Below are 22,928 nucleotides of genomic sequence, written 5' to 3'. Positions count from 1 at the left end.
GCTTCACGCGCGCGTGGCGACCGGTGTCTGCACCGCGAGGCCGGGCACCTCGGCCGTCGCCTCCGGACGCTCCCGCAGCGACAGCAGCACCCGGAGCACCCAGATCCACATCACACAGGAGCCGAGCATGTGCGCGGCCACCAGGCCCTCGGGAAGGTGCGTCGCGTACTGCACGTAGCCGATCGCGCCCTGGCACAGCAGCACGACGAACAGTTCGCGGGTGCGGTGCAGCGGACCCACGGGCGCGTCGACCGCCTTGAGGATGAACCACAGGGCGAAGGTCAGCGTCACCACGATCCAGGCGAACACGGAGTGCAGCTTGGCGACGGCCTCCCAGTTGATCTGGATGCGGTCGACCTCACCGGAGTCACCCGGGTGCGGCCCGGCCCCGGTCACCACCGTGCCGACCGTGACGAGCAGGCCGGACGCGGCCACCAGGAACCACACCAGCTGCTGCACGGCCTTGCCGACCAGTGGACGGGGCTGACCGTCGCCCTCGCGGGTGCGCTGCCACATCAGCACGGCGACCGTGATGAGGGCTGTCGCCAGCAGGAAGTGGGCCGCGACGGTGTACGGGTTGAGGCCGACGAGCACCACGATGCCGCCGAGCACCGCGTTGCCCATCACGAGCCAGAACTGCGCCCAGCCCAGCCGGGTCAGGCCGCGCCGGTACGGCTTCTCGGACCGGGCGGCGATGATCGCCCAGCCGACCGCCGCGCACAGCACGTACGTCAGCATGCGGTTCCCGAACTCGATGGCGCTGTGATAGCTCAGCGCGTTCGTCGGGGTCAGCGAGCCGTCGGTGCACTGGGGCCAGGTCGGGCAGCCCAGGCCCGAGCCGGTCAGCCGGACGGCACCACCGGTGACCACGATGACCACCGACATGACGAGCGCGGCGAGCGCCGCCCGCCGGACCGTTCGAGGGGTCGGGGTCCAGCGGGCCGCGATGAAGGCGAGCGGGTTGCGCACGGCCTCGGCGGCATCGGCGCGGGTCAGCTTTGGCACGCGCACCATGGTAGGGGGCCGCTTGTGCACGCGTTCACGAGGGTCCGTCCTGCGGCCGTCCGGCACCGCGTCCGCCCGCCCGCAGAGGTCGCTCGTAAGGCGTACGCGCGGACCGCGCGCCGTTGGTGCCTCCCGGCCACGGGCTCACTCCCAGCGGAAGAACCGCCCGGCCAGGACCAGCCCCACGACCGACCACCCGGCGAGGATCCCCAGATCGCCCCAGGGCATCGCGGCCCCGTGCTGGAGCACGTCCCGCAGCCCGTCCGACAGGGCCGTCACCGGCAGCAGGGCGAGCACGTCCTGGGCACCGGAGGGGAACTTGTCCAGCGGGACGATCACGCCACCGCCGACGAGCAGCAGCAGGAACACCAGGTTCGCGGCGGCCAGTGTCGCCTCCGCCTTCAGCGTGCCCGCCATCAGCAGTCCCAGCCCCGAGAAGGCGGCCGTGCCGAGGACCAGCAGGAGCAGCCCGGCGGCCACGGCGCCCGCCCCGCCGTGCGGCGACCAGCCGAGGGCGAAGGCGATCACCGTCAGCAGCACCCCCTGGAGGATCTCGGTGACCAGCACGGACACGGTCTTCGCGGTCATCAGCCCCCAGCGCGGCAGCGGCGAGGACGCCAGCCGCTTCAGCACGCCGTAGCGCCGCTCGAAGCCCGTCGCGATGGCCTGCCCGGTGAACGCCGTCGACAGGACGGCGAGCGCCAGGATGCCGGGTGTGAGGAAGTCCACCGCCCTGCCTGCGCCGGTGTCCACGATGTCCACGGAGCCGAACAGCAGCAGGAGCAGTGCCGGGATCACGATCGTCAGCAGCAACTGCTCGCCGTTGCGCAGCAGCATCCGGGTCTCGAACGCGGCCTGGGCCGCGATCATGCGCAGGAGGGGGGCCGCGCCGGGCGCGGGGGTGTAGGTGCCCACGGTGGTGGTCACGAGCGCAGCTCCTTGCCCGTCAGTTCCAGGAAGACGTCTTCGAGGGTGTGCCGTTCGACGGAGATCCGGTCCGGCATCACCCCGTGCTGGGCGCACCAGGAGGTCACCGTCGCCAGCAATTGCGGGTCCACCTTGCCGGTCACCCGGTAGGAGCCCGAGGTCAGTTCGGCGGCGGAGCAGTCCGCCGGGAGCGCCTTCAGCAGGGAACTCACGTCCAGGCCCGGCCGGCCGGTGAAGCGCAGCGTGTTCTCGGCGCCGCCGCGGCACAGCTCGTCGGGGGAGCCCTGCGCGATGACCCGCCCGGCGTCGATGACGGCGACGTCGTCGGCGAGGTGCTCGGCCTCCTCCATGTGGTGCGTCGTGAGGATCACGGAGACGCCGTCGGCGCGCAGGTCCCCGATCAGGTCCCAGGTGGCGTGGCGGGCCTGCGGGTCCAGGCCGGCCGTCGGCTCGTCCAGGAAGACCAGTTCCGGGCGTCCCACGACGGCCATGGCGAGCGCGAGCCGCTGCTGCTGCCCGCCGGACAGGCGCCGGTACGTGGTCCGTCCGCAGCCGCCCAGCCCCAGCCGCTCGATGAGCGCGGGCACGTCCAGCGGACGGGCGTGCAGGGCGGCCACATGGCGCAGCATCTCCTCGGCGCGGGCACCGGAGTAGACGCCGCCGGACTGGAGCATCACCCCGATGCGGGGGCGCAGCTCGGCGGAGTCCCGCACCGGGTCGAGGCCCAGGACGCGCACCATGCCGGCGTCCGGTCTCCGGTACCCCTCGCAGGTCTCGATCGTGGTCGTCTTGCCCGCTCCGTTGGGACCCAGTACGGCGGTCACTCCCGCCCCGGCCACCAGGTCCAGGCCGTTCACCGCGGTCTTCGTGCCGTACCGCTTCACCAAGGTCTGCACCTGGACCACGGGCTCACTTCGCATGGCTCCAGAGTCTAGGTACGCCGCCCCGTGTTCAGACCGGCGGGTGCGGAAACCGGGGCCTTCCCGATGGATCTCCGGCAGACGGACCCCCATCCTCGCGGGGCCGGTGCACCGGCAGCCACCGCTCGGCGTACGCCACGGCGTCCGCCAGCGGGAACAGCCGTGCGTCGGCGGCACCCACCGGACCCCGTACGACGGGACGGTCCCGCTCGAAGTCGTGGCCCAGCTCCTCGAAGCGGTCCGAGCTGATCGACACCTCGACGATCCGTTCCCAGCCGTCCGGTCCGGGCCGGCCCACCTCGACCAGCGGGGCCGGGATCCGGTATTCGGCCAGGTGGAAGGCGGTGCAGCTGGCGTAGCCGACGCCCAGCAGCAGCACCCGTGCGCCCAGCCGCTCCAGCCGGGCCAGCGGGCTGGCTCCGCCCAGCCGGCAGTCGGCCGCGTGCCCGGCGGTGATCTCGGCCGCGTGCGGGCCGAGGGCGGCGAAGGAGGTCTGCGGGTGCGCGCTGCGCAGTGCGCCCGGCCAGGTCCGTACCGTCTCCGGAACCACGCCGACCATGCGGGTGGGGGTGGTGCGCGGGTCGTAGGGGGGCATCGTGGCCCGGATCGTCTCCCACCATTCCTCGGGCACCGGCGGGTCCCGCCACACGGCGGGGTCGCTGAGGTCGCCGGACTGGGTGGGGACCACGAGGGTGCCGTCCGGTCCGAGGGCGTCGAGCAGGCCCTGGACCACCGCGACGGGGCCGCCGCACACCCAGCCGAGCGAGCTGAGCGAGGAGTGCGTCAGGAGGATCTCGCCGGGTTCGACGCCGAGGGCGCGCAGCCGGTCCGAGACGGTGCCGCGGGTGACGAGTGGGCCGGTCGGGGCGGTGGACATGGCTCGGGAGTCTGCCGGATGCGGGGGGACGGCACCATCGCAGGGTCTGCTCGATGATCGATCGGACGATCTTTCCGCAGGTCGGATTAGGTAACCCTAAGTGATACAGGGCACCGTCCGGTTGGCGGGACGTGGCTTGTCAGTCTCCGAGGAATTACGCAACAATGGCGTTGTGAAAAACGTCGGCGAGGCTCGGGAGACCCCCCAGGGGATCCCTCAGGAGGAGCTCGCGGCCGGACTGCGCTCGGACCGTTCCACGCGCAACCGGGTCGCGCGGTCCATCCTGGACCACGGCCCGTCGACCGTCGCCGAGCTGGCCGGACGGCTGGAACTCACCCAGGCCGCCGTGCGCCGGCATCTGGACGCACTGGTCGCCGACGACGTGGTCGAGGCGCGCGAGCAGCGGGTGTACGGAGCGCGCGGCCGGGGCCGCCCGGCCAAGGTCTTCGCGCTCACCGACTGCGGCCGCGACGCCTTCGACCAGTCCTACGACAAGCTCGCCGCGGACGCGCTGCGCTGGATCGCCGAGCGGGAGGGCGGCCAGGAGGCGGTCGCCGCCTTCGCCCGCGCCCGGATCGCCGCCCAGGCGGGCGTCTACCGCAAGGCGATCGAGGCGGTCACCCCCGACAAGCGCGCCGAAGCCCTCGCCAAGGCACTGAGCGTGGACGGGTACGCTGCCACGGCGCGCAGCGCGCCCCTCCCGCAGACGGGCGAACAGCTCTGCCAGCACCACTGCCCGGTCGCCCACGTCGCCGAGCAGTTCCCGCAGTTGTGCGAGGCGGAGACGGAGATCTTCGCCGAACTGCTCGGAACGCACGTCCAGCGACTGGCGACCATCGCCCACGGTGACGGCGTCTGCACGACCTTCATCCCCAAGTCCGTCCCCGATTTTTCCACTGACGCATCTGCAAGCACGGCCGGGAGGAACCCCGCATGACTCTCCCCACGGAGACTGCCCACCCCGAACTTGAGGGACTGGGCACGTACGAATACGGCTGGGCCGACTCCGACGAAGCCGGTGCCGCAGCGAAGCGCGGCCTGAACGAGGACGTGGTCCGGGACATTTCGGCGAAGAAGTCCGAGCCGGAGTGGGTGACCAAGCTGCGCCTCAAGGGCCTGAAGCTCTTCGAGAAGAAGCCCATGCCGAACTGGGGCTCGGATCTGTCGGGCATCGACTTCGACAACATCAAGTACTTCGTGCGCTCCACGGAGAAGCAGGCGGAGTCCTGGGAGGACCTGCCCGAGGACATCAAGAACACGTACGACAAGCTGGGCATCCCGGAGGCGGAGAAGCAGCGCCTGGTGGCCGGTGTCGCCGCCCAGTACGAGTCGGAGGTCGTCTACCACCAGATCCGCGAGGACCTGGAGGAGCAGGGCGTCATCTTCCTGGACACCGACACCGCGCTGAAGGAGCACCCGGACCTCTTCAAGGAGTACTTCGGGACCGTCATCCCGGCCGGTGACAACAAGTTCGCCTCCCTGAACACGGCCGTGTGGTCGGGCGGCTCCTTCATCTACGTGCCGCCGGGCGTGCAGGTCGAGATCCCGCTCCAGGCCTACTTCCGTATCAACACGGAGAACATGGGCCAGTTCGAGCGGACCCTGATCATCGTCGACGAGGGCGCCTACGTGCACTACGTCGAGGGCTGCACGGCACCGATCTACAAGTCGGACTCGCTGCACTCCGCGGTCGTCGAGATCATCGTCAAGAAGAACGCCCGCTGCCGCTACACGACCATCCAGAACTGGTCGAACAACGTCTACAACCTGGTCACCAAGCGCGCCGTGGCCTACGAGGGCGCGACCATGGAGTGGATCGACGGCAACATCGGCTCCAAGGTGACGATGAAGTACCCGGCCGTCTACCTGATGGGCGAGCACGCCAAGGGCGAGACCCTCTCCATCGCCTTCGCGGGCGAGGGCCAGCACCAGGACGCGGGCGCCAAGATGGTCCACATGGCGCCGAACACGTCGTCCAACATCGTCTCCAAGTCGGTGGCGCGCGGTGGCGGCCGTACCTCCTACCGCGGCCTCATCGAGATCGGCGAGGGAGCACCGGGCGCCAAGTCGAACGTGCTCTGCGACGCGCTGCTCGTCGACACGATCTCCCGCTCCGACACGTACCCGTACGTCGACGTCCGTGAGGACGACGTCTCCATGGGCCACGAGGCGACCGTCTCCAAGGTCTCCGAGGACCAGCTGTTCTACCTGATGAGCCGCGGCATGACCGAGTTCGAGGCGATGGCGATGATCGTGCGCGGCTTCGTCGAGCCGATCGCCAAGGAACTGCCCATGGAGTACGCGCTGGAGCTCAACCGGCTGATCGAGCTGCAGATGGAGGGCGCGGTCGGCTGACGCCGCCGTACCCCGTCGAGCAGACCCATACATGAGAAAGCGAGCATGACGACAGCCATGGCTGAGGTCCACAACGCCCCGAACTCCTCGATCCCGTCCGGACCGGGGGGACCCTCACCGGTCGGTTCGACCACCGCGGGTGCGATCGCGGTGGCCGCCGAGTCGACCGTCGCCACGCGCATGAGCGCGCCGCCCTCCTTCGACGTGGCGGACTTCCCCGTGCCGCACGGCCGGGAGGAGGAGTGGCGCTTCACCCCGCTGGCCCGGCTGCGCGGCCTGCACGACGGCAGCGCGGTCGCCTCCGGCGGCCTGAAGGCCGACACCCAGATCCCCGAGGGCGTCGTCGTCGAGAGCGTCGGCCGCGACGACCCGCGGCTCGGCAGGGCCGGTACCCCGGTGGACCGGGTCGCCGCCCAGGCGTACTCGTCGTTCGAGAGCGCCGTCGTGATCACCGTCCCCAAGGAGACGGTGGTCGGCGACCCGATCCGCGTCGCCGTGCACGGCGAGGGCGGGGTCGTCTACGGCCACACGGTCGTCGAGCTGGGCGCCTTCGCCGAGGCCGTCGTCGTCTTCGACCACACCGGTGACACCGTGCTCGCCGCCAACGTCGAATACGTCCTGGGCGACGGCGCCAAGCTGACCGTCGTGTCCGTCCAGGACTGGGGCGAGGAGGCCGTGCACGTCGCCCAGCACAACGCCCTGCTCGGCCGGGACGCCTCCTTCAAGTCGGTCGTGGTGACCTTCGGCGGCGACGTCGTCCGGCTGCACCCGCGTGTGACCTACGCCGGCCCCGGCGGCGAGGCCGAGCTGTTCGGCCTGTACCTGACCGACGCCGGTCAGCACCAGGAGCACCGCCTCTTCGTCGACCACAACGCCCCGCACTGCAAGTCGAACGTCGCCTACAAGGGCGCGCTCCAGGGCGACGAGGCGCACGCGGTGTGGATCGGCGACGTCCTGATCGAGGCCAAGGCCGAGGGCACCGACACCTACGAGATGAACCGGAACCTGGTACTCACCGACGGCGCGCGCGTCGACTCGGTGCCGAACCTGGAGATCGAGACCGGTGAGATCGTCGGCGCCGGCCACGCCTCCGCCACCGGCCGCTTCGACGACGAGCAGCTTTTCTACCTGATGGCCCGCGGCATCCCGGAGCACGAGGCCCGCCGGCTGGTGGTCCGCGGCTTCTTCGCCGAGCTGGTCCAGCAGATCGGCGTCGCGGACGTCGAGGAGCGCCTGCTCGCGAAGATCGAAGAGGAGCTGGAGGCGTCGGTCGCATGACCATCACCGAGCATGGCGGTTTCGTCCGGGCCTGCGCGCTGAGCGAACTGTCGGACGGCACCCCGAAGCGGGTCGAACTCGACGGCACGCCGGTCTCGGTCGTGAAGACCGAGGGCGAGGTGTTCGCGATCTACGACATCTGCTCGCACGCGAACGTCTCCCTCTCCGAGGGCGAGGTGGAGGACTGCCAGATCGAGTGCTGGCTGCACGGCTCCACCTTCGACCTGCGCACCGGCAAGCCGTCCGGCCTCCCCGCGACGCGACCCGTCCCCGTATACCCCGTAAAGATCGAAGGGGACGACGTGCTCGTCTCCCTCACCCAGGAGTCCTGAGGCACCCATGGCAACGCTTGAAATCCGAGACCTGCACGTCACCGTCGAGGCCGACAACGCCACGAAGGAGATCCTCAAGGGCGTCGACCTCACCGTGAAGCAGGGCGAGACGCACGCCATCATGGGCCCCAACGGCTCGGGCAAGTCGACCCTCGCCTACTCGCTCGCGGGTCACCCGAAGTACACGATCACCGGCGGCAGCGTGCTGCTCGACGGCGAGGACGTGCTGGAGATGACCGTCGACGAACGCGCCCGCGCGGGCCTGTTCCTGGCGATGCAGTACCCGGTCGAGGTCCCCGGCGTCTCGGTCTCCAACTTCCTGCGCACCTCCGCCACCGCGATCCGTGGCGAGGCACCCAAGCTGCGCACCTGGGTGAAGGAGGTCAAGGAGACCATGGAGCGGCTGCACATGGACCCGTCCTTCGCCGAGCGCAACGTGAACGAGGGCTTCTCCGGCGGTGAGAAGAAGCGCCACGAGATCCTCCAGCTCGAACTGCTCAAGCCGAAGGTCGCGATCCTCGACGAGACGGACTCGGGCCTGGACGTCGACGCCCTGCGGATCGTCTCGGAGGGCGTGAACCGGGTCCGGGAGACCGGCGAGGTCGGCACCCTGCTGATCACGCACTACACGCGCATCCTGCGCTACATCAAGCCCGACCACGTCCACGTGTTCGCCGACGGCCGGATCGCCGAGTCCGGCGGCCCGGAGCTGGCGGACAAGCTGGAGAACGAGGGCTACGAGGCCTATGTGAAGGGCGGCGCCGTGAGCGGAGCGAACGCAGGGGGGGACGTAGCGTGACACAGTTGCCGGGCCTCCTCGACACCGAGGCGATCCGCAAGGACTTCCCCGTCCTGGACCGTCTGGTGCACGACGGCCAGAAGCTCGTGTACCTGGACAACGCGGCGACCTCGCAGAAGCCGCGCCAGGTGCTGGACGCCCTGAGCGAGTACTACGAGCGCTACAACGCCAACGTCCACCGCGGTGTGCACGTGCTCGCCGAGGAGGCCACGGCGCTGTACGAGGGCGCTCGGGACAAGGTCGCCGCGTTCATCAACGCGCCCAGCCGGGACGAGGTGATCTTCACCAAGAACGCCTCCGAGTCGCTGAACCTCGTGGCGAACATGCTCGGCTGGGCCGACGAGCCCTACCGGGTGGACCACGACACCGAGATCGTCATCACCGAGATGGAGCACCACTCCAACATCGTCCCCTGGCAGCTGCTGTCGCAGCGCACGGGCGCGAAGCTGAAGTGGTTCGGCCTCACCGACGACGGCCGTCTGGACCTGTCGGACATCGACGAGATCATCACGGAGAAGACTAAGATCGTCTCCTTCGTGCTGGTCTCCAACATCCTGGGCACGGTCAACCCGGTCGAGGCGATAGTGCGCCGCGCCCAGGAGGTCGGCGCCCTCGTCTGCATCGACGCCTCCCAGGCCGCCCCGCACATGCCGCTGGACGTGCAGGCGCTGCAGGCCGACTTCGTCGCCTTCACCGGGCACAAGATGTGCGGCCCGACCGGCATCGGCGTGCTGTGGGGCCGCCAGGAACTGCTGGAGGACCTGCCTCCGTTCCTCGGCGGCGGCGAGATGATCGAGACGGTGTCGATGCACTCGTCGACCTACGCCCCCGCCCCGCACAAGTTCGAGGCGGGCACCCCGCCGATCGCGCAGGCGGTCGGACTCGGCGCGGCGATCGACTATCTCGACGCGATCGGCATGGACCGGATCCTGGCTCATGAGCACGCGCTCACCGCGTACGCGGTGAAGCGGCTCGGCGAGGTCCCGGACCTGCGGATCATCGGTCCGACCACGGCCGAGGACCGTGGCGCGGCCATCTCCTTCACGCTGGGTGACATCCACCCGCACGACGTCGGGCAGGTCCTCGACGAGCGCGGCATCGCGGTGCGCGTCGGACACCACTGCGCCCGGCCTGTCTGCCTCCGCTACGGAATTCCCGCGACCACGCGAGCGTCGTTCTATCTGTACTCCACGCCGGCCGAGATCGACGCTCTGGTCGACGGTCTGGAGCACGTACGGAACTTCTTCGGCTGAAGGGCGTGCAGGTGAAACTGGACTCCATGTACCAGGAAGTCATCCTGGACCACTACAAGAACCCGCACGGGCGTGGTCTGAGGGATGGCGACGCCGAGGTGCACCATGTGAACCCGACGTGCGGTGACGAGATCACCCTTCGCGTGAAGTACGACGGCACGACGATCGAGGACGTCTCGTACGAGGGCCAGGGCTGCTCCATCAGCCAGGCTTCGGCCTCCGTGCTGAGCGACCTCCTCGTCGGCAAGGAACTGGCCGAGGCGCAGAAGATCCAGGAGACCTTCCTGGAGCTGATGCAGTCCAAGGGGCGGGTCGAGCCCGACGAGGCGATGGAGGACATCCTGGAGGACGCGGTCGCGTTCGCCGGTGTCTCCAAGTACCCGGCCCGGGTCAAGTGCGCCCTCCTGAGCTGGATGGCGTGGAAGGACGCGACGGCCCAGGCACTGGGCGGAGCCGACGTCGAAAGGAAGACGGCATGAGCGACACGGTGGAGATGCAGCCGGTCTCGGAGGAGGAACTCCGCGAGGCGCTGATGGACGTCGTCGACCCCGAACTGGGTATCGACGTCGTCAACCTCGGCCTGATCTACGGCATCCACATCGACGAGTCGGCCAAGATCGCCACCGTCGACATGACTCTGACGTCGGCGGCCTGTCCGCTCACGGACGTCATCGAGGACCAGGCCAAGTCCGCCACGGACGGCCTCGTCGAGGAGCTCCGGATCAACTGGGTCTGGATGCCGCCGTGGGGTCCCGACAAGATCACGGACGAGGGCCGGGAGCAGTTGAGGGCGCTCGGGTTCAACGTGTGAGTCGCACGGATGCGCTGGTCCTGACGGCGGCACCCTTCGGGGTGCCGCCGTTCGCTTGCGTACGCGGAGTTCGATGGACGAGACGGCGCAGCGGCCGGCCGGCCGGCCAGGCGGACGGGCGGCCCGGTGGATGCCCGGGCCCTGCTCGCCCGGCCGGCCGCCCTCTGCCTCCAAGTGCTGCTGAGGGGCGGGGAGTACGACGAGGCGCAGGCGCAGGCGCGGGAGGTGCCGGAGCGGGTGATTCCAGGACGTACGACAGCACGCGGAATGCGTCGTTCGGAGTGGAACGGCCCTTTTTGCGGTGCCGGGCGGGTGGTGTGCGCGGACCGGCACGCGAGACGGTGCGTCACCGGTTCGCCCGCGCGGCCCCGCCCACGTTAGGTTGCCCTCATGACCGACACGACTGGTTCTCGCACCACCGGCGCCGTGGCCGCCGGCCTCGCCACCGTCGCCGCCGACGGCACTGTCCTCGACACCTGGTTCCCGGCGCCCGAACTGGCCGCCGAACCCGGCCCGTCCGGTACCGAGAAGCTGTCGGCCGAGCAGGCCGTGCACCTGCTCGGCGAGGGCGCCGCGAAGGCCGTCGGCCCCGACGCCCGCCGCAACGTCGAGGTGGTGGCGGTCCGCACGGTCATCTCCTCCCTCGACGCGAAGCCGATCGACGCGCACGACGTCTACCTGCGGCTGCACCTGCTCTCGCACCGCCTGGTCAGGCCGCACGGGCAGAGCCTGGACGGCATCTTCGGCTTCCTCGCCAACGTCGCCTGGACCTCGCTCGGCCCGGTCGCCGTCGATGATGTCGAGCAGGTGCGGCTCAACGCCCGCGCCGAGGGGCTGCACCTCCAGGTGACGTCGGTCGACAAGTTCCCGCGCATGACGGACTACGTCGCGCCGAAGGGCGTCCGTATCGCCGACGCCGACCGGGTGCGCCTCGGCGCTCATCTCGCCGACGGCACCACGGTCATGCACGAGGGCTTCGTCAACTTCAACGCGGGCACCCTGGGCACCTCCATGGTCGAGGGCCGCATCTCCGCGGGTGTCGTGGTCGGCGACGGCTCGGACATCGGCGGCGGCGCCTCCACCATGGGCACGCTGTCCGGCGGCGGCAACGTGATCATTTCCATCGGGGAGCGCTGCCTGATCGGCGCCGAGGCGGGCGTCGGCATCGCCCTCGGCGACGAGTGCGTCGTCGAGGCCGGCCTCTACGTCACCGCGGGCACCCGCGTGACCATGCCCGACGGCCAGATCGTCAAGGCCCGCGAACTCTCCGGCGCCTCCCACATCCTCTTCCGCCGCAACTCGATCACCGGCGTCGTCGAGGCCCGCCCGAACAACGCGGTCTGGGGCGGCCTCAACGACATCCTGCACAGCCACAACTGACCGCCGACGCCGGTCGACCCCGCGCCCTGCCAAGGCCCCGGCCGTGGCAGGGCGCACGTGTCGGACGGCGTTCAGCGGGGTCGGTGAAGTCCCGGCCTCCTGCGATCGGGTGTCGTGTACGTCGCACACGGGGGCGTCGCGGGCCGGTCCGCCGGGTGGCCCCTGCACCCGGCGGGCGCCGTTCAGACGGTCTGCCCGGCCGCCGCCAACTCCTCGTGGAGCGTCAGCAGTTGTGCCGTGGCCGCACGGCCGGCCGGGCGCAGCGGCGGGCGTACCGGACCGGCGGGGAGGCCGAGGGCGTTCAGCAGGGCCTTTGCGGTGACCGTGCCGGGCAGGCCCGCCGCCGTCATCGCCTCGATCAGGGGTGTGGCACGCAGTTGGAGCCGGGCCGCGCGAGTCGTGTCGCCCGCCTCGAATGCCGCCAGGATGCCTGTGACATGGCCCGGTACGACGTTCGCCACCGTGCTGACACAGCCGGCCGCGCCCACCGCGTACAGGGCGAGGATCTGCTCGTCGCTGCCCGCGTAGTACGCCAGATCCGTGCGCGCCAGCACCTTCTGGGTGCCGAGGAGGTCGTCGGAGCAGTCCTTGACCGACACGATCCTCGGATGGCCGGCGAGCCGGATCAGCGTCTCGGGCTCGATGCGGGTGCCGGTGCGGGCCGGGATGTCGTACAGCATCACGGGCAGGCCGCTCGCGTCCGCGACCTCCCGGAAGTGTGCCTCCAGCGCGTCCTGCGGGGGCCTGCTGTAGTAGGGCGTCACGACCAGCGCGCCGTCCGCGCCCGCCTTCTCGGCGGCCCGGATCAGCTCGACGCTGTGCCGGGTGTCGGCGGTGCCGACACCCGCGACCAGGGAGGCCCGCCGCCCCACGGCCTCCCGGACGGCCCGGACCAGATCCGCCTGCTCGGCGTCGGTGAGGGTCGGCGACTCGCCGGTCGTGCCGCCCAGCACCAGTCCGTCGCAGCCCAGCGCCACCAGCCGCTCGGCCAGCAGTCCGGCGCCGTCGAGATCGAGCGCGCCCGTCCCGGAGAACGGCGTGACCATGGCGCAGAGGGTGCGGCCGAAGGGGGCCGGAGGCTTGTCGGGGTTCGTCATGGATCCAGTCTCGGCAGCCGGACAGTGAAGCTCCACTTAATTCTTCTACGAGGTACGGCTAAGCAATGCTGTTGAGTTGTGGAGGTCCGTGCCGCACTCTCCGGTGTCCGATTCGGACCCTTGCGGGCCACCATGGTGTGAACGGTCGCCTCCGGCAGTTCGCCCGGCCGCAACGGCCGCAACGGCCGCAACGGTCGCCGGGGCCGGTACGGCCATCGGTCGCAATGGTCGCCGAGTTCGATACGGCCACGGCTGCCGCGGTCGCGGCCCGCCACCGAGCCGAAAACTTCCCTCGCCTGGACAAAAAAAGTTTTCGGTGGGAGGGTGGGGCGCATGCTGGATGTGACCGTGATCGAGGACCCGGCTGCCGCCGCCGTGTCGCTGGACCCGACGAGGGCCCGGCTGCTCGCCGAACTGGCCGCCGCGCCCGCGTCGGCCGCCATGCTGGCCGGCCGGGTCGGGCTGCCCAGACAGAAGGTGAACTACCACCTCAAGGCGCTGGAGCGGCACGGCCTCGTCGAACTGGCCGGCGAGCGTCGCAAGGGCAATGTGAACGAGCGGCTGATGCGTGCGACCGCGGCGTCGTACGTGATCAGCCCGCTGGCGCTGGCCGCCGTACAGCCGGATCCGGACCGTTTCCGGGACCAGCTGTCCGCCCGCTGGCTGCTGGCGCTCGGCGCCCGGCTCGTCCGGGACGTCGGCACGCTGATCACCGGCGCGACCAGGGCCCGCAAGCGGCTGGCGACCTATGCCCTGGACGGCGAGGTGCGCTTCGCCTCGGCCGCCGACCGCGCGGCCTTCGTCCAGGAGCTGACGGCGGGTGTGAGCGCCCTCATCCGCAAGTACGACGCCCCCGGCGCGGCGGCCGGCCGCGACCACCGGATCGTCGTCGCCGTCCATCCCACGGTCAAGGATGCGGTGCAGGCCCCGACCGCGGCCCCCGAGCAGCCCGTGGCCGAGGGCCGGCCCGCACTCGGCGACAGTTCCCCGGCCGAGAGCCGCCCCACGGCCGACGGGCGGACCGCCGCCGCGGACCGTGCCACCACTGACAACCCCGTCACCACTGACAACCCCGTCACCGCCGACGACCGATCCACCGCCGGCGAGCGGTCCGGTGTCGGCGACCAGTCCGCGGTCCCGGGCCACCCCGTGGTCCCGGACCCCGCCTCGGTCCGGGAGCGGTCCGCCCCGGCACCGGACCCGCAGTGATCAGGAGCTTTTCCATCATGGCCAAGGAATTCGAGATCGTCAGCGAGTTCGACGTCGACGCCACGCCGGAGGAGGTGTGGCAGGCCGTCACCAGCGGCACCGGGGGCTACCTGTGGCCGATGGAGCCGCCGGAGCCCCGGGTGGGCGGCCAGGGCCCCTTCGGGTCCACCATCACCGTGTGGGACCCGCCGCACCGCTACACCAACCGCGTCGAGGACGTCGAAGGCATCTCGCAGCAGACCGCCAACCAGCTCGACTACACCATCGAGCCGCGCGACGCGGGCCGGCACGCCTGGGTGCGGTACGTGCACAGCGGCATCTTCGTCGACGACTGGGACAACCAGTACGACGGCGCGCACCGGCACACCGAGTTCTACATGCACACCCTGCGCGAGTACCTGGTCCACTTCGCGCCCCGCCCGGTCGCCTTCATCAGCCTCGACGGGCCCGAGGCGTCCAGCGCCGCCGACGCGTTCACCGCCGTCGGCCCGGCACTGGGGCTCGCCGACGACATCGAGCCGGGCGCGCGGGTCCGGGCGCGGGGCCCGCAGGGACGGCCCGTCGACGCCGTCGTCGACTTCCGCAACCCGTACTTCATCGGCCTGCGCACCGACACCGCCCTGCTGCGTTTCTTCGGGCGCAACCACTGGGGCGCCCCGGTCGGCATCTCCGTGCACGACTTCGCGCCGGACGCCGACGCCAAGGCGAACGGCGCCGCCTGGCAGGGCTGGCTGGACGGAATTTTCAGCCGGTCCTGAGCGAGTCGTGTGCTGGGGCGGGACGGCCCGGCGCGGAGGCCGAGCGGACGGCCGGGCACCCCGGACTCCGTGCGCGACGGCCTCCGATCCGTTCAGGAGCGGTCAAGGTTTCGGCCAGTGGCCGCTCCTACGGGGAGTGAACCGGGCGGCATGGGTGGAAACCCGTCTAGGCTGAGCGGCTGAGTCCTGTTACGGCCGCGAGGAGAACCAGCCGATGTCAGACAGCTCCCCCCTGCCGCCGGTGCGGCTGCACTCCGAAGCGGAGCTGGCGCGTGCCGCGCTGTCCACACCGTCGCTCTCCCGGGCCGCCCGGCTCGCCCGCTGGGCCGGTCCCGGGACCCGGGTGGACGCCGGGGGCGGTCTCGTCGACGAGCAGCTCCCGGCCGCCGCCGAGCACCTGGGGCTCACCGGGGACGACGCCGCTGCCTGGGCGAGCGAGTCCTGGCGGATCGCCGTGGACACCGGGCTGGTCGAGATCGTCGACGAGGAGGCCGGGACGGCGGCGGCGGGCGAGGAGCTGGCGCTGCTCACCTCCGGCTCGCCCAACGACGTGCTCACGGTGTGGCTCACCGCCCTGGAGACCGTCCTCGCCGATGCGAGCGTGCCCGATCTGGACGGTCTGATGGAGACCCTCGACACCGGCGGCGAGGTCGATTTCTCGTCGCTCGACTGGGATCCGGAGGCCGAGGCCGACTTCCTCGACGGCGTTCTCGGCAACCTGTATCTGCTGACCGTCAGCGAGGACGGCCCCGGTGACGGCCCGGTGCCGCTGCCCGCGCTCGCCGCCTCGATGATCGTCCCCGACGACGTGGGCGAACCCAGCAACGACATGCTGGAGCAGGTGTCCGACGCGATGATGCGCCTGGACGACCAGTTCCGGGTGCTGGAGCCGATCGGCCTCGTCGAGTACCAGCCGGTCGACGAGGCACTCATGGCCGAGGCCGACGACGAGCCGGCCACCCCGGTGGACGACAGCGACCTGGCCCGCTACGGCCTGGTACGGCTCACCCCGCTCGGTCTGTACGGACTGCGGGCGCGGCTGCTGGACGCCGGGTACGCGGCGCCCGCGGTCGGCGAACTCGTGGACAAGGGCGCGGACGTTTTGCTCGACGGCACCTCCGGCTTCCCGCAGGCGGCGGCCCACGCCGAGACCGAGCAGTGGCTGGCCCGCCGCGAACCCCTGCCCGCCGCCCGGGAGCTGCTGGCCGCGGCGCGGGGCGGCGACGCCGGGGCGCCGCTGCGCAGGCTGCGCTGCCAGCAGGCGCTGTCCCTGGTCGGCGCGGAGGCCGAGCCCGCGCTGCGGGACGTCCTCGACGACGCCGAGCTGGGCGGGCTGGCCCGGGTGTGGCTGAGCGAACGGGGCGTCCCCGACGTGCCGCCGCCCTCGCAGGAGCTGGTGTTCTGGCTCACCGTCGACACGGTGGCCGCGCAGCTCGCCGCCGAGGGCAACTCCGACGAACTGCGCGCCCTGGTGGAAGGGCTCGCCGCGCAGCACAGCGGGTTCTTCGCGGCGGCCTGGCGGGTGGACCACCCGGCGACCGCCGACGTGCTGGAGGCGATGGGCCGGCTGCACCCGGACAAGAGGATCGCCAAGGAGGCCCGCAAGGCCGCGTTCAAGGCCCGCTCGCAGCAGGGCGGCTGAGCGCGCGATCACATCACCCTGCCGCCTTCCGTCCGGACCGGATCGCCCGACCGGGACCCGGTCCGGACGCAGGCTCCGTCGCGCTCCTGCCGGCAGGGGCCCGAGGGACAGCGCGCGGGCGGGAAGGCCAGGCGCGGGGAAAGGCGTACGGCCGGGCGTCTTGGGATTCCCGTGGGCCGGCGTGTACGGATTCATGGAAGCGGGGGCGATGAAGTCGCCTGGTGTTCAACTGCTGTTCAGCCGAGAGCGGGAGCGTTTCGGCGCACGGCGATCCGTCACCCTCCACGGCAATCCCACCGTCACAGGAGACAGCATGTCGCTCACCCGCAGGGACTTCGCCAGGACTACCGCGATCACCGGTGCCGGTGTCGCACTGGCGGGCAGCGTAGGCGCCCTCGCCACCGCCCCGAACGCCCTGGCCGCCACGGACACCGAGAGAGTGGGGGAGGAGAAGCAGGGCGCCGCGCACGGCTCGGTCGGCTACGGACCGCTGGTCCCGGACCCGAACGGCATCCTCGCCCTGCCGGCCGGCTTCTCGTACCGGATCGTCACCTACAGCGGCCGGACCAAGCTGGAGTCCGGCGAGTTCACGCCCTCCAACCACGACGGCACCGCCACCTTCGACGGCCCGCGCGGCGCCACCCTCCTCGTCAACAACCACGAACTGGGCGGCCCGCGCGCGGGCTGGGAGCACCCCGTCCCGCTCACCGACGGCCTCGTCTACGACCCGGCCGCCTCCGGTGGCTGCACGGTCGTCGAGGTCCGCCGCGACGACGTGGCGGAGTGGGTCGGCATCGCCGGCACCTCCACCAACTGCGCGGGCGGCCACACCCCCTGGGACACCTGGCTCACCTGCGAGGAGACCGAGGACAAGGCCGGCCAGAACGGCATGACCAAGGACCACGGCTACGTCTTCGAGGTCGACCCCGCCGACCGCCGGGCCAACCGTGACCCGAAGCCGGTCAAGGCGCTGGGCCGCTACGCCCACGAGGCCGTCGTCGTCGACCCCAAGCGCGGCCACCTGTACCTGACGGAGGACGCGTCCAACCCGAACGGGCTGCTCTACCGCTGGACCCCGCCCGCGGGCTTCCACCACGGCCGCGGCAAGCTGCGCAACCTCGCCGCCGACGCGGGCAGGCTCCAGGCGTTCAAGTGCTTCGACTCCGGCGGCCAGTTCGTCGACGACCTCTCCCGCGCCACGAAGATCGGCACGGTCTACGGCGTCGACTGGGTCGACGTCCCCGACCGCGACGCGCGCAGCACCTCCGTCCGCAAGCAGTTCGGCACCGGCCAGGTCACCCGCGCCCGCAAGCTGGAGGGCATGTGGTGGGGCGACGGCGGCGCCTACATCGTCTCGTCCTACGCCCGCGCGGAGAGCCCCGCCCAGCACGACGGCGCCGTCTGGTTCTACGAACCGGGACGCCGCACCCTGACGCTGAAGGTCCGCATCGGCGTGAACCCCGACCCGTCCGTGGAAGGCAGCTTCGACGGACCGGACAACATCACCGTCTCCCCGTACGGCGGCCTCGTGATCGCCGAGGACGGCGAGGGCCTCCAGCACCTGTTCGGCGCGACCGACAGCGGCCGCACCTACCCGATCGCCCGCAACGAACTGAACGCCGGGACCGCCGAGGAACCCGAGTTCAGCGAGTTCACCGGGGTGACCTTCTCGCCCGACGGCAAGACCCTGTACGCCAACATCCAGACGCCCGGCATCATGCTCGCCATCACCGGCCCCTGGAAGCGGCACAACAAGCGCTGACCGGAAGCTGAGGGCAGACCCCGGCCGACGGCCGGGGTCGTTGCCCTGTCACCTGGCCCGGCACACGTCCTGCCGCCCGTCCCGCTGCCTGTTTCTGCCGGTGTCCGGTCGCCCGTTCCGTCGCCCGCGAAGCCGCCGGTCCCGTCGTGCAGGACGGCGGGTACGGGCCGCGGTTCAGAGCCGGTGGAAGAACGGGTCGTACTCCTCGCCGAGGACGGCCCGGCCCACGGTGGCCAGCACGTGATCGCTGTTGTCATGGAGCTTGTACAGCGTCAGATCGCGCAGCACCCGCTCCACCGGGCTCGGGCGGATCAGGCAGCGGGCGCCGCACGCGTCGATCACATGGTGCACCGTCTCCTCGGCCAGCCGCGCGACCACCTGCCAGGCCCTGTCCCCGGCGACCCGGGCCTCGTCGAGCCTGCCCTCGTCCCACAGGCCGGCGACATGGCGCAGCCAGAGCCGGGCGGTGTCGACGTTGACCGCCATGCTGCCCACCCGCTGCTGCACATAGGGATCGCCGCCCTTGCCCTGCCGCTTCAGATACGTCAGCCCGTACTCGTACGCGGCGAGCGCGCCGCCGAGGAAACTGGCCGCGTAGTGGGGGACGAAGGCGGTCTGCCACTGGCCGTCGAAGTAGCCGCCGGGGGCGCCGATCTGACGGTCGCGCGGGATGAACGTGTCGTGGAAGCGCACCACATGGCTGACCGTGGCGCGCATGCCGACGGGGTCCCACCACGAGGCGTCCACGGTCACACTCGGATCGGACAGGTCGCAGGCGAGCAGCAGGAGCCGCCCGCGGACCTCCGGGGCTGCGCGGGCTCCGCCCGGACCGTCCGGATCGACGAGCAGGATCGCCCACTGCGCGCCGGTCGCGCCGGTCGCGAACGCCTTGCTGCCGCTGAGGATCCAGCCGCCCTCGACGGGGGTCAGCGCGGTGCCGAAGCGCCGGCTCTCGCCCGGCTTCGGGGCCTGGGGTTCACCGCTCCACGCGACCCACTTCTCCCCGTGTTCCACCACCCCGGTGAACCAGCGCCGCTTCTGCTCGGGGGAGGCCAGCGCGTCGATGAGGACGAGCGAGTTGGCGTGCCCCTCCCAGCAGCGGGCCAGCGACAGATCGGCCTTGGCCAGCGTGGTGGTCATCTCCCACAGGGGCAGGGTGTCGCGCCGGCAGGGGCCGTAGCCCAGACCACCGTACTCCCGGGGCACGGTGACACCCAGGAACCCGCAGGCGAACAGGTCGTCGAAGTCCTCGGTGGGGAAGACGGCCGCACGGTCGTACTCCGCGGCGCGCGGGGCGAACTTCTCCGCGGCGAGCTTCGCCACGGTGCCGAGCGCCCCCTGGTCGTCGTCGGCCGCCGGACCGGGGGCCGGTCCGGTGGCGCGGCGCGGGTCGTCGGTCATGCGGGGGTGGCTCCTTCCAGGCGGTAGAAGTGGGCGCGGTACATCACGTTCGGTGTCCGCGTCCCGGTGGGGTGGACGGTGTGGACGTCGATGGTCAGCAGCCCTCGGTTGACGTAGCCGACGAGGACGACCTGCCGGTCGCCGAGCCGGCCCTCGGCGAGGAACGCCACCGCCTCCGCGGTGTCGACGCCGTCGGCCAGCGGGACCGCGGGCAGGGTGGCGCCGCGGACGGGGGCCGCGGGCGGGCCGGGCGCGTCCGGCGCGGGCCGCGGCTCGCCCCGCTCGGTGATCCGCAGCAGGAGCCGGTCGCCGTCGGCCACGGCCTCGACCAGGTCGAGCCCGATGGCGGCGGTGTCGAAATTGACCCAGTCGCCCGCCAGCGGTGCCGGATCGACCGCGTGCACCGTCATGTCCGCCTCCCGGCCCGGTGGAAGAACGAACGGGCCCAGTGGCCGGCGTCCCCGCCGCCGCTGAGGACGGTGGCCGTGGTGGTCACCAGAATGCCCGTCTTGTGGTAGGCGCAGACGACGATGCGCACGGCACCCAGGTCGTAGACGACCGAGAACGACCAGGCGGCCGACGGCGCGCCCGGTGGGGTGTACAGCACCGCGGGTGCCTCGCCCCAGTCCCGTGGCCCCGGCCCGCCGGCGCCGGACGCCCGCACGAACACGCCGTCCGCGCGCTGCGTCACGTCCAGCAGGCGGGCGCCCTTGGCGGTGTGCCGGTCGGTGTTGACCCACTCGCCCAGCAGCGCCGAGGCGTCCGGTGCGCCGGGCGGACGGGGCGCGGACGGTCCTGACCCGGACGTCGGCCGGGAGCGGGACGTCGCATCGGAACGGGTCGTCGAACGGGTCGTCATGGTGCCTCCCGCCTGCGATGTGCCGGTGCCGGTCCCCCCGACGCGGGGAGGCCGTGGGTGCCGGACCGTGCGGCCGGGCCGGAGCCGAGGGCGCGCAGGGGTTCCGTCTGCGGCATCGTGTGGCCGGTCATCAGCCGGAACTGCTCCCGGACTTCGGCGGACAGGATCTCCCAGCCGTCGATGCACCTCAGCCCGCGGGCGCGGAGGGCGCGGGTGAGCGCGGTCGGCGGGTCGCGGTAGGCCATCTCCAGCACCACCGCGTCCCCGTCGGCTGCGGCCACCGGGAACGGCTCCCGTTCCACCAGGGGCGTGGCGTGCGCGAGCAGGGCGTATCCCGCCGGGGAGAACCGGGACAGCGGCACGTGGCGCAGCCCGAGTCGTGAGGCGGCCTCCTGGCCGTGCGCGATCCCCCGGTTGACCAGGGTCACCCGGGCCCCGGCCCGGCTGAGTGCCCAGGCGACGGCCCGGCCGGCCCCGCCGCAGCCGACGACGGCGGCGCTGCGACCGCCCGGGTCGGCTCCGCTCAGCGCGAGGGTGCGCAGGGCGGCGACGGTGTCGGTGGTGGCCGCCCGCCAGCGTCCGGCGTCGAGCCACAGCAGATTGGCCGCGCCGCACCCCAGCGCGTCCGGATCGGCGACGTCGGCCACTTGCAGGGCGCTCTCCTTGTGCGGGGCGGTCACCGTCAGGCCGCGCAGGGGCAGCCCGCCCAGCGACCCGAAGCCCGCGCCCCAGTGCCAGAACCGGGAGAACCGGTCGACCTGGAAGGGCAGATAGAGCGCGGGCAGCCGAAGCTCCCGCAGCGCCGCGTTGTGCAGCCGGGGTGACAGCGAGCCGCCCGGGGCACGCCCGGCGATGCCGTACAGGGCGCTGAGCTGGGGCAGCGAGGGCAGCCCGTAGTCGGCCGCCAGCCGGCCCAGCTCCGGCATGCCGTCCGCCCCCGGCGCACCGGCCCGGCCGAAGACGACGGGCGCCCCCAGCCACGGCGCCAGCACCCGCGTCCAGGTACCCGCCGGGCCGGACGCGAACGCCGTGACGTCGGTCCGTGCGAGCCCGGTGAGCAGCAGCGGCGCGGCCGATCCGTACTGGGCGCCCGGCTGCGGCACGAGGAGGTACAGCGCGGCCGGTACGGCGGCCATCGCGGCGAACCGGTTGCGGAGCGATCCCACCGCCGCCGGCAGCCCGGCTCCGGCGCCGCCCGCCTGGTCGGGCGCGTGCCAGGAGATCCGCCGCTGCCGGGCGGGGATGGCCGCCAGCAGCTCCGGCCGCACGTCGTCCGTCGCCTCCAGGTCGACCAGGTCGTAGCGGTCCGCCGCGCGCAGGAGCCGGGTGGTCCGGGCGACCGGGCCGGCCGCCGAGCGACCGCCCTGCCGGGTGGACCGCAGGGCGTAGGTCAGCGGCCCCGGGAAGTGCCGGCGCAGCCGGGCGGGATCGGGATCGCCGACCAGGTCGGCGCGGATCTCCAGCTCGTCCGCCAGCTCGGCGAGGCCGCGCAGCCGGTGCGGGGTGAGGTCCTCGGGTTCGGCGGCCACCGCGACGAGCCGGGCCCGACGCCCGGCGGCGGCACCGTGTCCGCTGGTCAGCCGCGCCACTGGACGTACTCCTCAAGCCCGGCCCGCCCCGGGACGAACCGATTGACCTGGGCGCTCTCGTCCGGGTAGCCGACCGCCATGGTGCAGACGACGAGCCGGTCGGGTCCGATGCCAAGCTGGGCGCGCAGTACGTCCCCGTAGCCGGCGACGCTGAACTGCGGGCAGCTGCCGAGACCCCCGGCCACCAGTCCGAGCATCACGTTCTGCAGGAAGAGGCCCAGCTCAAGGAAGGTCCCGGACACCGCGTTCTTGGGCAGGTGGCAGACCAGGGCGGCCGGCGCCCCGTAGAAACGCAGATTGTCCCGGAGGTGCGCCCGGCCGGCCGCTCGGTCCCCGGCGGCGTGGCCCTTGGCCAGCAGCACGCCCGTCACGGCCCGTTCGGCACGGCGCTCGGCGGCGTCGTCGAGCGACGGCGGCCGGCTGGTGCAGTCCGGGCGGGGCGGGTCACCGCGGTCGTACGCCTCGCACAGGGCACCCACCAGCGCCGTGAGGCTGTCGCCGGTCACCACCGTCACCTGCCACAGCTCGGTGTTGCGGCTCGACGGGGCGTGGGCGGCGGTGCGGAGGACCTCCGCCAGGGCGTCCCTGGGCACCGCCCGGTCCAGGAAGGCCCGCTTGCAGTGGCGGGAGGCGATCAGGGAGAGGCCGTCGGGCATGGGTCCGCGGGTCATCGG

At 72.0% G+C, this 22,928-nt stretch carries 22 protein-coding genes and 1 pseudogene; 13 read left to right on the top strand and 10 right to left on the bottom strand.

Going from position 1 to position 22,928, the window contains the following annotated elements; all coding sequences use genetic code 11:
- Nucleotides 1-3 precede the first annotated feature (3 nt).
- The 4 genes from ACFYPJ_RS28620 to ACFYPJ_RS28605 all read right to left on the bottom strand — a co-directional run bounded on the left by ACFYPJ_RS28620 (nt 4) and on the right by ACFYPJ_RS28605 (nt 3,729).
- A complete protein-coding gene (locus ACFYPJ_RS28620) occupies nt 4-1,014 on the bottom strand; it encodes a heme A synthase (protein WP_389023087.1) in 1,011 nt (336 codons plus the stop codon).
- A gap of 135 nt (nt 1,015-1,149) precedes the next feature.
- Complete coding sequence (locus ACFYPJ_RS28615; protein ID WP_389023126.1) at nt 1,150-1,875, bottom strand: ABC transporter permease; 726 nt, start codon at nt 1,873-1,875, stop codon at nt 1,150-1,152.
- A 53-nt stretch (nt 1,876-1,928) separates the two neighbouring features.
- A complete protein-coding gene (locus tag ACFYPJ_RS28610; RefSeq protein WP_389023084.1) occupies nt 1,929-2,852 on the bottom strand; it encodes an ABC transporter ATP-binding protein in 924 nt (307 codons plus the stop codon).
- A gap of 31 nt (nt 2,853-2,883) precedes the next feature.
- Nucleotides 2,884-3,729, bottom strand: coding sequence for an aminoglycoside N(3)-acetyltransferase (locus ACFYPJ_RS28605; RefSeq protein ID WP_389023082.1), 846 nt, complete (start codon nt 3,727-3,729; stop codon nt 2,884-2,886).
- 172 nt (nt 3,730-3,901) lie between these two features.
- Between ACFYPJ_RS28605 and ACFYPJ_RS28600 the strand changes: the two genes are divergently transcribed.
- The 9 genes from ACFYPJ_RS28600 (at nt 3,902) to dapD (ending at nt 11,937) form a co-directional block, all read left to right on the top strand.
- On the top strand, nt 3,902-4,666 hold the full coding sequence (locus tag ACFYPJ_RS28600) for a helix-turn-helix transcriptional regulator (protein WP_389023080.1): 765 nt from the start codon (nt 3,902-3,904) through the stop codon (nt 4,664-4,666).
- Nucleotides 4,663-6,084, top strand: coding sequence for a Fe-S cluster assembly protein SufB (gene sufB, locus ACFYPJ_RS28595; protein WP_389023077.1), 1,422 nt, complete (start codon nt 4,663-4,665; stop codon nt 6,082-6,084). Before ACFYPJ_RS28600 ends, sufB begins: the two co-directional genes overlap by 4 nt.
- 57 nt (nt 6,085-6,141) lie before the next feature.
- Nucleotides 6,142-7,362: a Fe-S cluster assembly protein SufD gene (gene sufD / locus ACFYPJ_RS28590; RefSeq protein WP_389023124.1), complete on the top strand. Its 1,221-nt coding sequence runs from the start codon at nt 6,142-6,144 to the stop codon at nt 7,360-7,362.
- The gene (locus ACFYPJ_RS28585; RefSeq protein WP_389023074.1) at nt 7,359-7,694 is read left to right on the top strand and encodes a non-heme iron oxygenase ferredoxin subunit; all 336 of its coding nucleotides are present in this window, start codon (nt 7,359-7,361) and stop codon (nt 7,692-7,694) included. Before sufD ends, ACFYPJ_RS28585 begins: the two co-directional genes overlap by 4 nt.
- Before the next feature lie 7 nt (nt 7,695-7,701).
- The gene (gene sufC, locus ACFYPJ_RS28580; protein WP_389023071.1) at nt 7,702-8,493 is read left to right on the top strand and encodes a Fe-S cluster assembly ATPase SufC; all 792 of its coding nucleotides are present in this window, start codon (nt 7,702-7,704) and stop codon (nt 8,491-8,493) included.
- A complete protein-coding gene (locus ACFYPJ_RS28575) occupies nt 8,490-9,746 on the top strand; it encodes a cysteine desulfurase (RefSeq protein ID WP_389023069.1) in 1,257 nt (418 codons plus the stop codon). Before sufC ends, ACFYPJ_RS28575 begins: the two co-directional genes overlap by 4 nt.
- An 11-nt stretch (nt 9,747-9,757) precedes the next feature.
- Complete coding sequence (sufU, locus tag ACFYPJ_RS28570) at nt 9,758-10,225, top strand: Fe-S cluster assembly sulfur transfer protein SufU (protein ID WP_389023121.1); 468 nt, start codon at nt 9,758-9,760, stop codon at nt 10,223-10,225.
- The gene (locus ACFYPJ_RS28565; protein WP_389023067.1) at nt 10,222-10,557 is read left to right on the top strand and encodes a metal-sulfur cluster assembly factor; all 336 of its coding nucleotides are present in this window, start codon (nt 10,222-10,224) and stop codon (nt 10,555-10,557) included. Before sufU ends, ACFYPJ_RS28565 begins: the two co-directional genes overlap by 4 nt.
- 390 nt (nt 10,558-10,947) lie before the next feature.
- Nucleotides 10,948-11,937, top strand: coding sequence for a 2,3,4,5-tetrahydropyridine-2,6-dicarboxylate N-succinyltransferase (gene dapD / locus ACFYPJ_RS28560; protein WP_389023065.1), 990 nt, complete (start codon nt 10,948-10,950; stop codon nt 11,935-11,937).
- Nucleotides 11,938-12,119: 182 nt separating this feature from the next.
- On the opposite strand, the gene dapA is transcribed toward dapD, so the two are convergent.
- Nucleotides 12,120-13,034, bottom strand: coding sequence for a 4-hydroxy-tetrahydrodipicolinate synthase (dapA, locus tag ACFYPJ_RS28555; RefSeq protein WP_389023062.1), 915 nt, complete (start codon nt 13,032-13,034; stop codon nt 12,120-12,122).
- Between the two features lie 333 nt (nt 13,035-13,367).
- Between dapA and ACFYPJ_RS28550 the strand changes: the two are divergent.
- The 4 genes and pseudogenes from ACFYPJ_RS28550 to ACFYPJ_RS28535 all read left to right on the top strand — a co-directional run.
- A pseudogene (locus ACFYPJ_RS28550) lies at nt 13,368-13,950 on the top strand (helix-turn-helix domain-containing protein); the annotation flags it as partial.
- Nucleotides 13,951-14,260: 310 nt separating this feature from the next.
- Nucleotides 14,261-15,001 carry an SRPBCC domain-containing protein gene (locus ACFYPJ_RS28545; RefSeq protein ID WP_389023060.1) on the top strand — a complete coding sequence of 247 codons (741 nt, stop codon included), beginning with the start codon at nt 14,261-14,263 and terminating at the stop codon, nt 14,999-15,001.
- A gap of 214 nt (nt 15,002-15,215) precedes the next feature.
- A complete protein-coding gene (locus tag ACFYPJ_RS28540; protein WP_389023057.1) occupies nt 15,216-16,643 on the top strand; it encodes a hypothetical protein in 1,428 nt (475 codons plus the stop codon).
- 313 nt (nt 16,644-16,956) lie between these two features.
- Nucleotides 16,957-18,405, top strand: coding sequence for an alkaline phosphatase PhoX (locus tag ACFYPJ_RS28535; protein WP_389023055.1), 1,449 nt, complete (start codon nt 16,957-16,959; stop codon nt 18,403-18,405).
- A 174-nt stretch (nt 18,406-18,579) separates the two neighbouring features.
- On the opposite strand, the gene ACFYPJ_RS28530 is transcribed toward ACFYPJ_RS28535, so the two are convergent.
- Genes ACFYPJ_RS28530 through ACFYPJ_RS28510 form a run of 5 tightly spaced genes read right to left on the bottom strand, consistent with a single transcriptional unit; the run spans nt 18,580 to nt 22,925 of the window.
- Nucleotides 18,580-19,806, bottom strand: coding sequence for an acyl-CoA dehydrogenase family protein (locus ACFYPJ_RS28530; RefSeq protein WP_389023053.1), 1,227 nt, complete (start codon nt 19,804-19,806; stop codon nt 18,580-18,582).
- A complete protein-coding gene (locus ACFYPJ_RS28525; protein WP_389023050.1) occupies nt 19,803-20,216 on the bottom strand; it encodes a hypothetical protein in 414 nt (137 codons plus the stop codon). Before ACFYPJ_RS28525 ends, ACFYPJ_RS28530 begins: the two co-directional genes overlap by 4 nt.
- Nucleotides 20,213-20,665: a hypothetical protein gene (locus ACFYPJ_RS28520; RefSeq protein ID WP_389023047.1), complete on the bottom strand. Its 453-nt coding sequence runs from the start codon at nt 20,663-20,665 to the stop codon at nt 20,213-20,215. The genes ACFYPJ_RS28525 and ACFYPJ_RS28520 overlap by 4 nt, the downstream gene beginning before the upstream one ends.
- A complete protein-coding gene (locus tag ACFYPJ_RS28515; protein ID WP_389023045.1) occupies nt 20,662-22,254 on the bottom strand; it encodes a type I 3-dehydroquinate dehydratase in 1,593 nt (530 codons plus the stop codon). Before ACFYPJ_RS28515 ends, ACFYPJ_RS28520 begins: the two co-directional genes overlap by 4 nt.
- On the bottom strand, nt 22,242-22,925 hold the full coding sequence (locus ACFYPJ_RS28510) for a nitroreductase (protein ID WP_389023042.1): 684 nt from the start codon (nt 22,923-22,925) through the stop codon (nt 22,242-22,244). Before ACFYPJ_RS28510 ends, ACFYPJ_RS28515 begins: the two co-directional genes overlap by 13 nt.
- Nucleotides 22,926-22,928: the final 3 nt, after the last annotated feature.

Origin of the sequence: Streptomyces sp. NPDC006012, assembly GCF_042871185.1 — a bacterium.
Taxonomy (GTDB): Bacteria; Actinomycetota; Actinomycetes; order Streptomycetales; family Streptomycetaceae; genus Streptomyces.
Note: the sequence above shows the minus strand (reverse complement) of the source record. Positions and strands in the feature narration are given on the sequence as shown.

Excerpts from the sequence above, each read along its gene's own strand:
- ACFYPJ_RS28520 (WP_389023047.1), bottom strand. The coding sequence starts at position 20,665 with ATGACGACCCGTTCGACGACCCGTTCCGATGCGACGTCCCGCTCCCGG.
- ACFYPJ_RS28540 (WP_389023057.1), top strand. The coding sequence starts at position 15,216 with ATGTCAGACAGCTCCCCCCTGCCGCCGGTGCGGCTGCACTCCGAAGCG.
- dapD (WP_389023065.1), top strand. The coding sequence starts at position 10,948 with ATGACCGACACGACTGGTTCTCGCACCACCGGCGCCGTGGCCGCCGGC.
- ACFYPJ_RS28605 (WP_389023082.1), bottom strand. The coding sequence starts at position 3,729 with ATGTCCACCGCCCCGACCGGCCCACTCGTCACCCGCGGCACCGTCTCG.
- sufB (WP_389023077.1), top strand. The coding sequence starts at position 4,663 with ATGACTCTCCCCACGGAGACTGCCCACCCCGAACTTGAGGGACTGGGC.
- ACFYPJ_RS28525 (WP_389023050.1), bottom strand. The coding sequence starts at position 20,216 with ATGACGGTGCACGCGGTCGATCCGGCACCGCTGGCGGGCGACTGGGTC.
- ACFYPJ_RS28615 (WP_389023126.1), bottom strand. The coding sequence starts at position 1,875 with ATGATCGCGGCCCAGGCCGCGTTCGAGACCCGGATGCTGCTGCGCAAC.
- dapA (WP_389023062.1), bottom strand. The coding sequence starts at position 13,034 with ATGACGAACCCCGACAAGCCTCCGGCCCCCTTCGGCCGCACCCTCTGC.
- sufD (WP_389023124.1), top strand. The coding sequence starts at position 6,142 with ATGGCTGAGGTCCACAACGCCCCGAACTCCTCGATCCCGTCCGGACCG.
- ACFYPJ_RS28510 (WP_389023042.1), bottom strand. The coding sequence starts at position 22,925 with ATGACCCGCGGACCCATGCCCGACGGCCTCTCCCTGATCGCCTCCCGC.
- ACFYPJ_RS28610 (WP_389023084.1), bottom strand. The coding sequence starts at position 2,852 with ATGCGAAGTGAGCCCGTGGTCCAGGTGCAGACCTTGGTGAAGCGGTAC.
- ACFYPJ_RS28545 (WP_389023060.1), top strand. The coding sequence starts at position 14,261 with ATGGCCAAGGAATTCGAGATCGTCAGCGAGTTCGACGTCGACGCCACG.
- ACFYPJ_RS28620 (WP_389023087.1), bottom strand. The coding sequence starts at position 1,014 with ATGGTGCGCGTGCCAAAGCTGACCCGCGCCGATGCCGCCGAGGCCGTG.
- ACFYPJ_RS28535 (WP_389023055.1), top strand. The coding sequence starts at position 16,957 with ATGTCGCTCACCCGCAGGGACTTCGCCAGGACTACCGCGATCACCGGT.
- ACFYPJ_RS28530 (WP_389023053.1), bottom strand. The coding sequence starts at position 19,806 with ATGACCGACGACCCGCGCCGCGCCACCGGACCGGCCCCCGGTCCGGCG.
- ACFYPJ_RS28565 (WP_389023067.1), top strand. The coding sequence starts at position 10,222 with ATGAGCGACACGGTGGAGATGCAGCCGGTCTCGGAGGAGGAACTCCGC.
- ACFYPJ_RS28585 (WP_389023074.1), top strand. The coding sequence starts at position 7,359 with ATGACCATCACCGAGCATGGCGGTTTCGTCCGGGCCTGCGCGCTGAGC.
- sufC (WP_389023071.1), top strand. The coding sequence starts at position 7,702 with ATGGCAACGCTTGAAATCCGAGACCTGCACGTCACCGTCGAGGCCGAC.